The following is a 14,760-nucleotide window of genomic DNA, read 5'->3' on the forward strand; positions in this document are numbered from 1 at the left end:
ACTGACATGTCGAAAATATGAACATATGGCGGGACAATGGATCAGCAACCTGCAGCGTTGAGCGCCGAAGACCGTGATTACCTCACCACCCTGGGCCCTGCGTCGTTGAACGAAGGACCCAGCACGGCGCTGGATGAGGCCTGGCGGGCGTGCTTGCGGGGGGAGATTGATCGTCCTGCCGGGATCCGGCGGGTGATTTGGGCGTCCTGGTTGCGCAGCGTCAATGCCGGCCTCGATCCGGAAGACGGCGAGTACCGTTTTGTCGCGCCTGCCGACCTGACCGCGACACTGGCCGCCAACCGGCTGCTGATCGCCGCGGCGGCGCAAGTCATGCGCGGTTTGCTCGCTTATAACCCCAGGGGCCATATCAACCTGACCGATGCCGAAGGCACCACGTTGTACTTCTGTGGCCTGGACCTCACCCCCATAGGCAGTCGACTGCTGGAATCGATACAGGGCACCAATTGCACCGGTCTGGCGATCGTCGAAGACCGTTTGGTGTATGTGCTGGCCGAGGAGAACTTCGGGCTTGGCCTGCGCCAGCGCCGCATGCATTGTGCCGCCGCGCCAATCCGCGATGCCCAGGGCCGGACGCTGGGTATGTTGACCTTGACGGCGGAGCCGGGCTGGTTTCATTTCCATACGCTGGGCACCGTCCAGGCCGCGGCCGAGGCCGTCTCCAGGCAGATGACACTGCAAGCCTTGCTCGAGGAGCAACAAACCGTCCTTGAAGTGCTCAACGAGGGGTTGGTGGTATTGGATGAGCGCGGCTGCATCAAGGCGCTCAACCATTACGCCCGACAATTGTTCCGCGTGGGGCATGACCTGCTCGGCAGTCCGTTCAAGAGCCTGGGCAAGAGCGAATTGACCGATGCGGTCCTGTTCGGGGGCGGGGAAGGGGTACGGGACCTGGATTGCACCTTTGAACTGCACGACCGCAGCCATCTGGCCTGCCTGGTGTCGGTCTGCCCGCTGGAGCAAGGTGGACGGATTGTTTCGTTGCGCGAGAACCGACGCATCCGTGAAATCACCCGGCGGATCATTGGCACCCAGGCCAGCTACACCTTCGAAACCATCCTGGGCCGCTCACAGGCGATTCAGGATGCACTGCACCTGGCCCGGATTGCCAGTCGCAGTGATTCCACCACGCTGATCCTCGGTGAGAGCGGCACGGGCAAGGAACTGTTCGCCCAGGCCATCCATAATGCCAGCGACCGTAGTGGCGGGCCTTTCGTGGCGGTCAATTGCGGGGCCATTCCCCGTGACCTGGTGCAGAGCGAACTGTTCGGTCATGTCGAAGGCGCCTTCACCGGATCGGCTCGCGGTGGGTCGGCAGGCAAGTTCGAATTGGCCGATGGCGGGACGATCTTCCTCGACGAAATCGGTGACATGTCCTTCGATGCGCAGGTCAGCTTGCTGCGTGTCCTGCAGGAAGGCGAGGTGACACGGGTGGGGGCGAAGAAATCGCTGCGGGTCAACGTTCGCATCATCGCCGCCACCCATCGCAACCTGAGCCAGGCGGTGGCCGAGGGCGCCTTTCGTGAGGACCTTTACTACCGGCTCAACGTGCTGAACCTGACGGTGCCGCCGCTGCGGATGCGCCGCGAAGATGTGCCGTTGCTGGCGCGGCATTTTCTTGCGCGGTGTGCCCGGTCGCTACGCAAGACGATGCAGGACCTTTCACCAGGGGCGTTGGAGATGCTTGGCGGCTATCACTGGCCGGGCAATGTCCGTGAGCTGGAAAACGTCATTGAGCGAGCGACCAACCTGGCGCTGACCGAACTGATCGAACCGAGCGATCTTGCGCTGGAAATCAGGCAGCGAGGACGGCCATCGCCGTGGGTAGGTGTGCCTGAGCCGCGGACGGCTCCGGACCTGGGCACCCATGAGATGAATGCCATCATCGCCGCCCTCAAGGACACGCGCGGAAATATCCGCCTGGCCGCTCAACGGTTGAATGTGTCACGTGGCGGGCTGTACAACAAAATGAGTCGATTTGGGCTCAAGGTCGATGCGTTTCGTTCGTAGCGGGTGGCGCAACGCTGACGGTGAAACGGGCGGTCAGTTTGCCGCCCGATCAACCCATTGCCTGGCTAAGTGGAGTCAGAAAACGGTTTTCTTGAAGGGGCGAACGGAGACGCCCCGATAGAACGACAAAATGGCCAGCACCTGCACGATGACGGCTGCTGTCACGACAGCGACGATGGCGTGATTCGGATCGGTGAAGGCGGCGCGCAACAGGCCAAAAAAGGCCGGGGCGAAGGCGTAGGTGGCCTGGCTGATCGCAACCATCAGGGCGATCACCCTGGCGGTGTGTTCACGGCTGAACTCCGCCTGTGCTATCAGCGGCGGCAAGGAGGTGGCATTGCCAATGCCCGAACCGATCAGCACCACGGCTATCCAGGCCACTGTCGGGTGAAGGTCCAGGCCCAGAAGCATCAGCGTGCCCAGCATCTGGACGGTATAACCGAGGCAAGCCAGCTGTCGGCGATTCATACCTTGGGTCATCAAGCGTGCGGCGACGTATCGCCCGCCTATCGCACTGGCGGTGGCCAGCCCCATGGCGAATGAGGCGTCATGGGCCCCCATGCGTCCCACCAGGATCGAGTACAGGTGCGCGATCAAGCCGACCTGAGCGTCTGCATGACGGTCCACTGCGCGGGGCTGGCGCTGATTGGCACGGGGGCCGGCGGGGCTGCATTGTCGGGATGTTGTCCCTGGCTTTGTGGGGTTTTGTTGAAAACCAGGAAGGCGAAAGCGCCTATGAGCAGCACCGCGATGACGCTGATCAGCGCCGCCGCCGGGGCAAAGCCGAAACGCTCGATCAGCCACACCCACAGCGGCGAAAAGATCACGCCTCCCAGGCTGGCGCCGTTATAGGCCTTGCCCAAGGCCTTGGGTCTTTCCTTGACGTACCACGGCGCGATGAGGGTGTTAACGGCCGCGGCCCCCAATGTCACCCAGCCGATACCCGAGCAGACGGCGCCGGCATACAGCACCCAGGGCTGGTTGGCCTGCGCCCAGAGGTTCACGCCGATGCCCAGGACGATGCTGCCAAGCAAGGTGATGGCGGGGATGCCGAAGCGTGCATAAAGGCGTGGCAGGTTGGCGATGACCATCGTGCCGCTGAGAAAGTGCAAGGTCACGGCAGCCGAGACTTGGGCGATTGGCCAACCCGTGCGCTCAATGACCGCCTGCATGTAAATCGGCGGGCCATAGAAGCCGATTCCCCAACCGATCATCGCCAGGATGAACGTGCAGGCCAGTACGGTTTTGCCAAAAAAACGGGTGTGTGTCATCGCCATCTCCTCCAGGGTGGCTCACAGACTATGCGCGCGACAGGTTCCTCACTTCGTGGTGCGTCGAACAATGGATGTCGAGCACGATTGCTTGTCCAGATCCAGGCCGGGCGCGCCAAGGGTGGGCCTTCAGCGATCCGGAACCGATCAGGGGGCCGGGGCAGAAAGGATGTTACAAACTTGCTATTTCCCTTTCGGGCCGATGACAGCAGAGCGACTATCCTTGCGGACACTGAACGTAAACGCTGCATCCATAAAAAAAGAGACGCCATGTCACATTATGATCGCGCCATAGGCTCCAGGCCCGGCATCTCACGCGGTGATCGAAGCTGTTTGACCAGGTCCCGGTTGCTCCGGATAGTTTCAATGACGATGCTTTGTCTTTTCACGGCAACGCCTGGGTATGCCCAGGACCTGCCCGTCGCGACGGACACGACGGTGACGGTGGCTCAAGCGCAGGAAATGGTGGCCAAGGCCACCCTCGGCGCCGTTCCCTGGAGCGGCCCCGAGTCCGGCCCGCCCGCCCAGCGCGGCAAGAGCATCGCCATTGTCGCGGAAGATATGCGCAACGGCGGCATTGTCGGCGTCGCCCAGGGCGCTCGCGAGGCCGCCAAGGCGATGGGCTGGACGCTGAGGGTATTCGATGGCGCTGGATCCTCGGCCGGGCGTGCAAAGGCCTTTGCCGACGCCCTGGCGGCGAACCCCGATGGGCTCATTCTGTGCGGTGCCGATGCCCTTGAAAACAAGGCGGCGCTGGCCGTCTTCGCCGACAAGGGCGTGCCGGTGGTGGGCTGGCACGCCGGGGAGCGCCCCGGGCCGATTGTTGGCACGCCGATGGCCATGAATGTCACGACCGACCCGCTCGAAGTGGCTCGCATCACGGCCATGGCGGCAGTGGCACAGTCGAACGGAAAGGCCGGTGTGGTGATCCTGACCGACTCCAGGTACAGCATCGCCATGGCGAAGGCCAAGGCCATGGAAAGCGTCATTCGGGCCTGTCGGGAGTGCTCGTTGCTGGAGGTGCGCGACGTCGCGATCTCCGAAAGTCGCGAGAAGATGCCGGCGATCACCACGGAACTGCTTCAGCGCCATGGCAAGCGTTGGACCCACACACTGGCCATCAACGATATCTATTTCGACTATGCGGTTGCCACCTTGGCCAGCGCCGCGATACCCCGCGACGGCATCAGTCTGTTGTCTGCCGGTGACGGTAGCGCTTCGGCGTTCTTGCGCATACAGGAAAAAAACTACCAGACCGTCACCGTGGCCGAACCGCTCAATGTGCATGGCTGGCAAGTGATCGATGAATTGAATCGACTGATGGCGGGCCAGCCGGTGAGCGGCTTCGTGGCACCGGTTCACTTGGTCAATGCCGACAATATCGCTTTGGACGGCGGGACGAAGCTGCTGTACGACCCAAGCAATGGTTATCGAGAGATCTATCGATTCCAATGGAATCCCTGAGCGTTGACATGGCTCCCAGGCCGCCAACGATCTATCGAAAAATAATCGCGTCGACCTGTCGATTTGGACCATTGCCATTCGATTAGTCCGTAGAGCCGCCACAAGGGTGGCCATTCTCAGGAGATACGAGCATGCGATTTTTGGTGATCGTCAAGGCCAGTCCGGAATCGGAAGCCGGAGAAATGCCCAGCGAAGAACTGCTGGCCGCCATGGGCGCCTACAACGAAGAGTTGGTCAAGGCCGGGGTGATGCTCGCCGGTGAAGGCCTGCATCCCAGTGCCGAAGGCGTGCGTGTGCAGTTTTCCGGCAAGAACCGGACTGTCGTCGATGGGCCCTTTGCTGAGACCAAGGAGCTGATCGCCGGCTTCTGGATCTTCAAGGTCCAGTCATTGCAGGAGGCCGTCGATTGGGTCAAGCGTTGCCCGAATCCGATGGTCAGCGACAGCGAAATCGAAATCCGCCAGATCTTCGAACTCGAGGAGTTCGGCGAGTCCTTTACCCCCGAGTTGCGCGAGCAGGAGGAACGCTTGCGGGCGCAGATGGCCGGTCAATCGTGACGCCGACGACAGGAGAACCCAGCATGAGAATCATCCCGTACCTGACCTTCAACGGCCGCTGCAAGGAAGCCTTTGCATTTTACAAGGACGTGCTTGGCGGCGATCTGTTTTCCATGTCCTATGCCGAGGCGCCCGAGGACGTCGGCATGCCCAAGGACGCCAGCCTGATCATGCACGCCTGCCTGACCGTGGGCACTTTCAGCCTGATGGCGTCCGACTGCCCACCGGGCCAGCCGTATAGCAAACCACAAGGCGTATCGATTTCCCTCAATGTCGACAGCGTGAAGGAGGCCGAGCGGCTGTTCGAACGCTTGAGTGAGGACGGTCACGTGCAGATGCCCTTGGACAAGACCTTCTGGGCGGAACGCTTCGCCATGTTCGAGGACCGTTTCGGAATCGCCTGGATGGTCAATTGCGAGGGCCAGCAATAAGTCGAACGCTGCCTGGTCGCGATGCGCCGCCTGGCCCTTGGCAGCGCTCGCGACAGGCCTCACTTCCTGCCCATGGATTGACGATTCTGGCGAGTACGCTTGCCAGGTTTTCCCTCCATCGTGTGAACCTTGCGCCAATACTGCGTTCACTTATTGAGTTGCCGCTTTACATGACCCTGTGGGAGCGAGCTTGCTCGCGATGGCGGAGTGTCAGTCTCTATCCCTGTCACTGATCCACCGTCATCGCGAGCAAGCTCGCTCCCACAGGGGGGCAGTCTGAATCTGACGGTGGCCCCAGTGCCGATAAGGACTTCGCATGCACCCAACCTCATCCACTATCCCCTTGAACGCCGCCGTCGAACGCGAGCTCAGTCCGCGCGCGGTCAGCACGGGGATTGTCCTCGGTATCCTGCTGACACCTTCCAATGTCTACGCCGGGTTGAAGATCGGTTGGTCGTTCAACATGTCGATCATTGCCTTGCTGATCGGCTATGGCATCTGGCAAGGCTTGGCCAGTCGATCAGTGGGGCGACTGCCCTGGACCCTGCACGAAAGCAACATCAACCAGACGGTGGCTTCTGCCGCGGCGTCGATCATTTCCGGTGGGCTGGTCGCGCCCATCCCGGCCTACACCCTGCTGACCGGCCAGCAGTTGGATGCCATTCCCATGGTGGCCTGGGTCTTTTCGGTGAGTTTCCTGGGGATCTGGATCGCCTGGTACCTGCGACCCTCACTGCTCAATGACAAGGCGCTGAAATTTCCCGAAGGCATGGCGACCCTGGAAACGTTGCTGCACATCTACAACCACGGCCACGAGGCCGCGACGCGTTTGAAGGTGCTGCTCAGCGCCGCGCTGCTGTCCGGGCTGGTCAAGGCGGTCGACACCTTCATGTGGGCCATCCCGCGCTGGTCTCCGAGCGCTCAATTGGAGCGCCTGACCTTTACCGCGGACCCTTCGCTGCTGTTGGTGGGGTTCGGCGGGATCATCGGTATTCGCGTGGGCCTGACCCTGCTGCTCGGTGCTGTGCTGGCGTGGGGCGGGTTGGCGCCGTGGCTGTTGGAACAGGGCCTGGTGCAGTTGCCGCACGGCAGCAGCGGCCCGCAGTTCGCGGCGCTGGTGGAGTGGTTGCTCTGGCCGGGGGTGAGCCTGATGGTCTGTTCGACCCTGGCCTCACTGGCGATTCGCTTGTGGGCATTGCACCGGTCCACCAAGGCGGGCGGCGGGGCGATCTGGACGATACCCAAGCCTGGGCCTGCCGCCGGTTTCGCACTGTCGATCATCCTGGTGGTCAGCCTGCAAGTGCTGTTGTTCGGTATCAACCCGTGGATGGCCTTGTTGACCATTCCCTTGGCGATCTGCCTGGCGGCGGTGGCCGCCCGGGTGGTCGGCGCCACGGGTATTCCGCCAATCGGCGCCATCGGGCAATTGTCCCAACTGAGTTTCGGCATCGTCGCCCCGGGCCAGGTGCCGATCAACCTGATGAGCGCCAACACCGCCGGTGGTTCGGCCGGGCAGTGCACCGATTTGATGAACGACTTCAAGGTCGGCCGGGCGATTGGCGCCACGCCGCGCAAGCAATTGATCGCCCAGACCCTGGGTATTTTCATCGGTAGCATCGTCGGCGTCCTGGCCTATCTGGCCCTGATCCCGGACCCGCAAACCATGCTGCTCACCGAAGAGTGGCCGGCCCCGGCGGTCGCCACCTGGAAGGCCGTGGCGCAAACCCTGACTCTGGGCCTGGATTCATTGTCAGCGAGCATTCGCTGGGCGATTTTCATCGGCGGCCTGGTGGGGTTGTTGTTGGGGATCCTCGACAGCCTGCTGCCAGCGCATCGGGCCCGCTACCTGCCGAGCACGGCGGCCCTGGGCCTGGCTTTCGTCCTGCCGGCCTCGGTGTCCCTGATGATGGCGCTCGGCGCGGTGCTGACGTGGCTGGTGAGCTGTCGCTGGCCGAGCCTCACGGAACGCTTCGCCATTACCGCAGCGGCGGGGTTGATTGCCGGGGAGAGCATTACCGGGGTGGGGGCGTCGTTGTGGCAGATGCTTGGGGACGGGTGAGGGCGACCTCAGTTGTCAGGAAACGGCAACGACAGAAGCCAGGCACTGAAGGCCTTCAACGCCGGCAGGTGTTGGTATCGGCTCGCGTAGACAAGGTAATAGCTGCGTCCACTTTCCATCGGTTCAAACAGCGCAACCAGGTCGCCGCTCTTCAGTTCATCCTGGACCAGGATTTGTGGAACCAGCCCAATCCCGATCCCCGCCGACACGGCTTGGATAAGGTGGGCCGTGAGTTCAAAGCTCGGGCCGGATCGCATGTTGCGGTGGTCGACGTTGTGCTTGTCGAACCAGTCCGACCAGGCACCCGGCCTTGATACGACGTTCAACAAGGCATGCTCGGCAACGTTCGCCGGCGACATTGCCCGGTACTCGGGCAGTGCGGTCGGGCTGGCGATCACCACCAGCTTTTCCGTGAGCAACTGATGTGCAATGTAGCCAGGCCACTCCCCCGAGCCTGCGCAGATGATTGCATTCATGTCATGGGTGGAGGATTGAACGTCTTCGCGGATGATCCTCGAATGTATGTGCACCAGCAGGTCCGGGTGCTTGGCATAGAATTCATGCATCCGCGGCAGCAGCCATTTGGAACCGAGGGTTGGCAGCACGGCCAGGTTCAATGGGCCGCTGTCGCTCTTGTAGGCGATGGCCTGCAACGTTGCGCTTCGAATACGCCCCAACGCGGCTGCCAGCTCGTGCTGATACAGCGCGCCGGCGGCGGTCAGTTCAATCTTTCGCCCTTCGCGGCGGAAGAGTTCGATTTCAAGTTGCGCCTCCAGGGTCTGCACCTGCCGGCTGACGGCGCTTTGCGTCAGTGCCAACTCTTCCGCGGCCTTGGTGAAGCTGCAATGGCGTGCGGCGGCCTCAAAGGCAACCAGCAGCGACATCGAGGGCGTCAGTCGTCTAGGGTTCATTCATAAAGCTCATGCAAAAACAGCAGGAATTACGTTTGCTCCGACCGTATAGGCAGGCAAGAATCATTAAAACCTTATGCAGCTGCTCGATACGTCCTGTACCGAGCATACGTAATGTGAATGCATAGATTAGCTTTTCAGCCTGTAGGAATACATCATGATTGCCCGGTTATCGCCTCCTGAACCCCAGAAAGCGACCTATGACGCTTTTCTGAATGCGCTCCAAGTGGCGGGGTTCCAAGGCGAGATTGCCCGCGACCATGGCGATCGGACGGTATTGGCCACCGACAATTCCATCTACCAGCGCCTGCCCCAAGCGGCGGTGTTCCCACTTGACGAACAGGACGTGATGATCCTGTCACGCCTGGCGGCCGAACCCGCGCACCGTGCGGTCGTGCTCACGCCGCGCGGTGGAGGTACCGGCACCAACGGGCAATCGCTCACCGATGGTGTGGTGGTCGACCTTTCCCGCCATTTGAACAACATCCTGGAAATCAACGTCGAGGAACGCTGGGCCAGGGTACAGAGCGGTGTGGTCAAGGATCAGCTGAACGCAGCGCTCAAACCCTACGGTTTGTTCTTTGCCCCCGAGCTCTCGACGTCTAACCGCGCGACTATTGGCGGCATGATCAATACGGACGCGAGTGGCCAGGGGAGCTGCACCTACGGCAAGACGCGCGATCACGTGCTCGAACTTTCGACGGTGTTGCTGGGCGGTGATCGTCTCACCAGTTCAGCCGTCGACGCCGCGCTGTTATCGGCGCTGGTCGAACGCCAGGATCGAGTGGGGGAGGTCTACCAGTGCGCGTTGGACATTGCCGATACCCACGCCGAGCTGATCAGGGACACCTTCCCGAAACTCAACCGTTGCCTGACCGGTTATGACTTGGCCCATTTGCGTGAACCCGATGGGCGCTTCAATCTGAACAGCGTTCTTTGCGGCTCCGAAGGGTCCCTGGGCTTCATCGTCGAAGCCAAACTGAACGTCCTGCCTATCCCGACATACTCCATCCTGGTGAACGTGCGTTACGCCGGGTTCATGGATGCCTTGCGTGACGCGAAGGCGTTGATGGCAATGAAGCCGTTGTCGATCGAGACCGTGGACTCGAAAGTGCTGATGCTGGCGATGAAGGACATTGTCTGGCACGGCGTCGCCGAGTATTTCCCTGAAGACCCTGATAGGCCGACGCTCGGGATCAATCTCATTGAGTTCAGCGGGGATGACGAAGCGGCGGTTCAGCAGCAGGTTCATGAGTTCGTCCTGCACCTGCAGCGCGATACTTCCGTGGTCCGCTTGGGCCACACACTGGCCATCGGCGCCGATGCGCTCAAGCGTGTCTATGCGATGCGCAAGCGCGCCGTGGGGTTATTGGGCAACGTCAAGGGCGAGGCCAGGCCCCAGCCCTTTGTCGAAGACACCGCTGTTCCACCCGAACACCTGGCGGACTTCATCCAGGCGTTCCGTGCGCTGCTCGATCGCCATGACCTGCAGTACGGCATGTTCGGTCACGTCGACGCCGGGGTCTTGCATGTGCGGCCGATCCTCGACATGAAGGACCCGACCCAGGCCGCCTTGATCCGGCCGATTTCCGATGCGGTCGCGGCCTTGACGCAACAGTATGGCGGACTGTTGTGGGGCGAACATGGCAAGGGCTTGAGGTCGCAATACGTGCCCGCTTACTTCGGTGATTTGTATCCCGCGCTGCAAGCGCTCAAGGCGGCCTTCGATCCATTCAACCAACTCAACCCCGGCAAGATCGCCACCCCGAGCACAGTGCCCGGCGCTCGATTGACCCGCGTCGATGAAGTGCAAATGCGCGGTGCCCTGGATCGCACCATCGATGAACGTGTCTGGCAAAGCTATGACACGGCGGTTCATTGCAATGGCAATGGCGCGTGCTACAACTTCGACCCGGACGACGCCATGTGCCCGTCCTGGAAGGCGACGCGCAATCGCATTCACTCGCCCAAGGGGCGGGCCTCGCTGATCCGGGAATGGCTGAGGTTGCAGGGCGAGCAGGGTGTCGATGTACTGGCGGCCAGCGAGCGGGGTCGAGGAGCTGGCGGGGCGCCGGGCGTTGCGCGTCGGACCGTGAATAGCCTGGCCCGGAGGATGGGGCAGCCAGATTTTTCCCATGAGGTCTACGAAGCGATGACCGGTTGCCTGGCCTGCAAGTCCTGCGCGGGCCAATGCCCTGTCAAAGTGAATGTGCCGGAGTTCCGCTCGCGTTTCCTTGAGCTTTACCACAGTCGCTACCTGCGTCCCCTCAAGGACTACCTGATTGGCTCATTGGAATACACGGTTCCGTATCTCGCCAAGATGCCGCGGCTGTACAACTTCGTGATGAGTGCCCGGCCGATCCGCTGGGGGCTCGAACGTGTAGCCGGGATGGTCGATAGCCCGCTGCTCAGCCTGGTGGATTTTGCCGCCGTGTGCCGGCGCTGGAACGTGGAGGTGGCAACTCCGGAGCGCCTGGAAGCGCTTAGCGCTGAGCAGCGTGAGAAAAGTGTCATCCTCGTTCAGGACGCTTTTACCCGGTTTTTTGAAACGCCATTGCTCGTTGATTGGGTGGAGCTGATCTCGAGGCTGGGCTACCGAATCTTCCTGGCCCCGTACGCGCCCAACGGCAAACCGCTTCAGGTGCAGGGTTTCCTGAAAGCGTTCGAGAAGGCCGCCAGCTTCAACGGCCAGACCTTGCTCAGCCTCCAGCAGCATCGAGTGCCATTGGTGGGGCTCGATCCGGCGATGACCCTGGTCTATCGACAGGAGTATGCCAAGACACTGGATGCCGGCAACGCTCCCCAGGTGATGCTTGCGCAGGAGTGGCTGATGAATGCGCTGCCGGAAGACGCAGCAGTGGAAGAGCGAGAGCCTTACCACTTCCTGCCCCATTGCACGGAAAAGACCAATGAGCCAGGCAGCATCGGGCAATGGCAGAAAATTTTCCAGCGCATGGGCCTGACGCTTCAAGTGCAGGCCAGCGGCTGTTGCGGGATGTCGGGCACCTACGGGCATGAAACGCGAAATGCTGGAACGTCCGACACGATCTACGGGCAGTCCTGGAAGCCGCTCCTGCAGAAACTCAACCGGTCAGGCAGGGTGGTCGCCGATGGGTACTCTTGCCGCAGCCAGGTGAAGCGGCAAGAGGGTGTCGCAGTGCTTCATCCCCTGCAGGTTTTGTTGGCACGGGTGAAAGACGTGTCGGCCGAGCGCGGATAGCCTTTCGACAGGCACAGACCTCCCTGTGGGAGCGAGCTTGCTCGCGAAGGCGGTGGATCAGGCAATGAAGTGTCGGTCGGGCGGGCCTCATCGCGAGCAAGCTCGCTCCCACATGGGGCAGGGTAAGGCCGGAGCCTTTCGACAGGCACAGATCTTCCTGTGGGAGCGAGCTTGCTCGCGAAGGCGGTGGATCAGGCAATGAAATGTTGGCAGGGCGGGCCTCATCGCGAGCAAGCTCGCTCCCACAGGGGGCTGGGTAAGGCCCGAGCCTTTCGACAGGCACAGATCTTCCTGTGGGAGCGAGCTTGCTCGCGAAGGCGGTGGATCAGGCAATGAAGTGTCGGCAGGGCGGGCCTCATCGCGAGCAAGCTCGCTCCCACATGGGTCTGGGCATGGCCCGAGCCTTTCGACAGGCACAGACCTCCCTGTGGGAGCGAGCTTGCTCGCGAAGGCGGTGGATCAGGCAATGAAGTGTCGGCCGGGCGGGCCTCATCGCGAGCAAGCTCGCTTCCACATGGGGCTGGGCATGGCCGGAGCCTTTCGATAGGCACAGATCTTCCTGTGGGAGCGAGCTTGCTCGCGAAGGCGGTGGATCAGGCGATGAAATGTTGGCAGGGCGGGCCTCATCGCGAGCAAGCTCGCTCCCACATTGGGTCTGGGTATGTGACCCGGCCTTGCGACTGGGTGAAGGCTTTGTCGAGGTCGCCTGGTCTCAGGACGCGTCCTGCTGATAGGTGCAACCCACGTAGAGATCGCTGTCCTTGTTTTCGGTGGAGACCACGCGCAGGGTCGCGCCGTTGTCGAGGTTGCGCTGGTAATCCACGTAGCCGTCGGTATCCAGCGTCTTTTCCAGTTTCAGGGTGCTGGCGAGCTTCTCTGCGTCGGCCTTCGGGTTGCTGCTTTTGGCCTGGAGAAAGAAACTGAAGCGATCGGTCATCACCAGGGTGGTCGACGACACGCCGTGCACCGCCAGCGCCGGGGAAGCTTGCCAGGCGCCACCGCCCCACGGGGTGTGCGCTTCATCCTTGGCTAGCGACACTTGCTCCGCGTCAACCAGACCGTTGAACTCGCTCACCTGTTGCGCACTGGCCTGGCACTGCGCCAGGGCCTTGAACAGATCGCTGTGGCTCGGGCCGGCAGCCGAGACAGGGACGCTGGCCAGGCAGCCAGCCAGGGCGACGACACCAAGAGAGATTTTCATGAGGACATCCTTGTTCAGTTGGATAACAGGTGATGAGTGCCCGAGGTGAATGGCAACGGGCATCGGATAGGGACGACTTGCCCGGCTGCATACGGGGCTGGGCGGCGGTCGCAAGCTTGCCATCGCGGACGTGAATATGTCATCAGGATATTTTGGAAAAACCGGCGCTAAGAGCAGGCCATGGACGGATCGAGCCAGTTGCAGCCACTCACCCTGGAGGGCAGGCCTTCTGGACATCGGCAAAGCATGGCCGCCAAAGCCCCCTTTCTGGCCTCCCATAACCTCAACGCTGGAGTAGCGCTGCCGTAACGTGCACCTGACTGCGCGCGAAGGAGCGTCCTGATGAACCGTAGAACCTTTATGCTCGGCACCGCGGGAGTGGGGGCGTTGATGGCAGGGGCGGGCGCGCTGTTGCGTCCGAGCGACCGGGGCAGTCCCTACAACGAGTATTTCCACGCGCTGAACCAAGAGCTGAAGGTCCATGGGCCGATGCGGCCGGCGATGCTGATCGACCTCGATGGGCTCGATCACAACATCAATGTGGTCATGCAATCGGTCAAACGTGCCGGCAAACACTTGCGCCTGGTGGAGAAATCCCTGCCGTCACCGGGGTTGTTGGCGTATATCGCCAAACGAACCGATAGCCAGCGGCTGATGTCGTTTCACCAGCCGTTCCTCAATCGTGATGCAGTGACCTTTCCCGAGGCCGACCTCATGCTTGGCAAGCCTTTGCCGGTGCGCTCGGCCGAGCTGTTCTACCAAACCCACAAGGGCACCTTTGACCCTTCCAGGCAATTGCAGTGGCTGCTCGACACCCCGCAGCGGCTGATGGATTACCTGATGTTGGCGCAGGGCCTGGGCCTCCGGATGCGGGTCAATATCGAGCTGGATGTCGGCCTGCATCGCGGCGGAGTCGCTGACCAGGCGGTGCTCGGCGAGATGCTGAGGCTGATCAGTGCCCATCCACAGCATCTCGAATTCTCAGGCTTCATGGGTTATGACCCGTTTGTCGGCATGGGCGTGCCCCGGGTCCTCGGTTCGTCCCAGGCGTTGTTCGACCAGGTGATGGTCATTTACAACGGCCATGTGAACTACGTACGTGAGCATTTTCCGGCGCTTTGGCACGACGGGCTCACGCTCAATACCGCCGGCAGCCCCAGCTACCGCATACATGAACAGGAGCGCTTGAGCAGCGAGGTCTCGGTGGGGACGGCGTTTCTCAAGCCGACCCATTACGACTTGCCATCGCTGGCCGAGCATGTGCCGGCGGCCTTTATCGCAACGCCGGTGTTGAAGAGCACCGGCGCCGTCAATTTTCCCGCTTTGGATGACAAGTCCCGATTGTTCTCCTGGTGGAACCCGAATCAGCGTGGAACCTTCTTCATCTATGGCGGCAACTGGATGGCTGAGTTCGAGTCCCCTTCGGGGCTGCAAAGTAACGAACTCTATGGCCGCAGTTCCAACCAGGAAATGGTCAACGGCTCACCGGCCGTGGGGCTGAACGTGGAGGACCAGGTGTTTTTACGGCCGACTCAGACTGAGTCCGTGCTGCTGCAGTTTGGCGACTTGCTGGCCGTGCGCGGGGGAAAGATTGTCGAAACCTGGCCGGTGTATTGAC

11 protein-coding genes are annotated in these 14,760 nt (G+C 61.6%); 7 read left to right on the plus strand and 4 right to left on the minus strand.

Annotated elements, in window-relative coordinates:
• The first annotated feature begins 36 nt into the window (after positions 1-36).
• Positions 37-2,028 (plus strand): sigma-54-dependent Fis family transcriptional regulator, encoded by a 1,992-nt coding sequence (locus J4E63_RS10990; RefSeq protein WP_060742815.1) that lies wholly within the window; start codon positions 37-39, stop codon positions 2,026-2,028.
• A gap of 75 nt (positions 2,029-2,103) precedes the next feature.
• On the opposite strand, the gene J4E63_RS31095 is transcribed toward J4E63_RS10990, so the two are convergent.
• Positions 2,104-2,655: a hypothetical protein gene (locus tag J4E63_RS31095; RefSeq protein WP_310650701.1), complete on the minus strand. Its 552-nt coding sequence runs from the start codon at positions 2,653-2,655 to the stop codon at positions 2,104-2,106.
• A complete protein-coding gene (locus tag J4E63_RS31100; protein WP_310650702.1) occupies positions 2,622-3,299 on the minus strand; it encodes an MFS transporter in 678 nt (225 codons plus the stop codon). The genes J4E63_RS31095 and J4E63_RS31100 overlap by 34 nt, the downstream gene beginning before the upstream one ends.
• 444 nt (positions 3,300-3,743) lie before the next feature.
• Between J4E63_RS31100 and J4E63_RS11000 the strand changes: the two genes are divergently transcribed.
• The 4 genes from J4E63_RS11000 (at position 3,744) to J4E63_RS11015 (ending at position 7,810) form a co-directional block, all read left to right on the plus strand.
• Complete coding sequence (locus J4E63_RS11000) at positions 3,744-4,763, plus strand: substrate-binding domain-containing protein (protein WP_060743238.1); 1,020 nt, start codon at positions 3,744-3,746, stop codon at positions 4,761-4,763.
• A gap of 131 nt (positions 4,764-4,894) precedes the next feature.
• Complete coding sequence (locus tag J4E63_RS11005; protein ID WP_207281965.1) at positions 4,895-5,320, plus strand: YciI family protein; 426 nt, start codon at positions 4,895-4,897, stop codon at positions 5,318-5,320.
• A 23-nt stretch (positions 5,321-5,343) separates the two neighbouring features.
• On the plus strand, positions 5,344-5,751 hold the full coding sequence (locus J4E63_RS11010; protein ID WP_207281966.1) for a VOC family protein: 408 nt from the start codon (positions 5,344-5,346) through the stop codon (positions 5,749-5,751).
• A 316-nt stretch (positions 5,752-6,067) separates the two neighbouring features.
• Complete coding sequence (locus tag J4E63_RS11015; protein ID WP_207281967.1) at positions 6,068-7,810, plus strand: OPT family oligopeptide transporter; 1,743 nt, start codon at positions 6,068-6,070, stop codon at positions 7,808-7,810.
• An 8-nt stretch (positions 7,811-7,818) separates the two neighbouring features.
• Here J4E63_RS11015 and J4E63_RS11020 read toward each other — a convergent pair whose 3' ends face one another.
• Complete coding sequence (locus J4E63_RS11020; protein WP_207281968.1) at positions 7,819-8,721, minus strand: LysR substrate-binding domain-containing protein; 903 nt, start codon at positions 8,719-8,721, stop codon at positions 7,819-7,821.
• 157 nt (positions 8,722-8,878) lie between these two features.
• On the opposite strand from J4E63_RS11020, the gene J4E63_RS11025 reads away from it, so the two are divergent.
• Complete coding sequence (locus J4E63_RS11025) at positions 8,879-11,941, plus strand: FAD-binding and (Fe-S)-binding domain-containing protein (protein WP_207281969.1); 3,063 nt, start codon at positions 8,879-8,881, stop codon at positions 11,939-11,941.
• Positions 11,942-12,653: 712 nt separating this feature from the next.
• Here the strand turns inward: J4E63_RS11025 and J4E63_RS11030 are convergent.
• Positions 12,654-13,142 (minus strand): hypothetical protein, encoded by a 489-nt coding sequence (locus tag J4E63_RS11030; protein ID WP_207281970.1) that lies wholly within the window; start codon positions 13,140-13,142, stop codon positions 12,654-12,656.
• A 411-nt stretch (positions 13,143-13,553) separates the two neighbouring features.
• Here J4E63_RS11030 and J4E63_RS11035 point away from each other — a divergent pair, with 411 nt between their 5' ends.
• A complete protein-coding gene (locus J4E63_RS11035) occupies positions 13,554-14,759 on the plus strand; it encodes a DSD1 family PLP-dependent enzyme (protein ID WP_207282486.1) in 1,206 nt (401 codons plus the stop codon).
• The last annotated feature ends 1 nt before the right edge of the window (position 14,760 follow it).

The sequence above is a fragment of the Pseudomonas sp. FW300-N2F2 genome, from assembly GCF_017351655.1.
Classification (GTDB): Bacteria; Pseudomonadota; Gammaproteobacteria; order Pseudomonadales; family Pseudomonadaceae; genus Aquipseudomonas; species Aquipseudomonas fluorescens_AA.

Coding starts and splice junctions, on each gene's coding strand:
- J4E63_RS11025 (WP_207281969.1), top strand. CDS start 8,879: ATGATTGCCCGGTTATCGCCTCCTGAACCCCAGAAAGCGACCTATGAC.
- J4E63_RS11020 (WP_207281968.1), bottom strand. CDS start 8,721: ATGAACCCTAGACGACTGACGCCCTCGATGTCGCTGCTGGTTGCCTTT.
- J4E63_RS11010 (WP_207281966.1), top strand. CDS start 5,344: ATGAGAATCATCCCGTACCTGACCTTCAACGGCCGCTGCAAGGAAGCC.
- J4E63_RS11005 (WP_207281965.1), top strand. CDS start 4,895: ATGCGATTTTTGGTGATCGTCAAGGCCAGTCCGGAATCGGAAGCCGGA.
- J4E63_RS10990 (WP_060742815.1), top strand. CDS start 37: ATGGATCAGCAACCTGCAGCGTTGAGCGCCGAAGACCGTGATTACCTC.
- J4E63_RS11030 (WP_207281970.1), bottom strand. CDS start 13,142: ATGAAAATCTCTCTTGGTGTCGTCGCCCTGGCTGGCTGCCTGGCCAGC.
- J4E63_RS31100 (WP_310650702.1), bottom strand. CDS start 3,299: ATGACACACACCCGTTTTTTTGGCAAAACCGTACTGGCCTGCACGTTC.
- J4E63_RS11015 (WP_207281967.1), top strand. CDS start 6,068: ATGCACCCAACCTCATCCACTATCCCCTTGAACGCCGCCGTCGAACGC.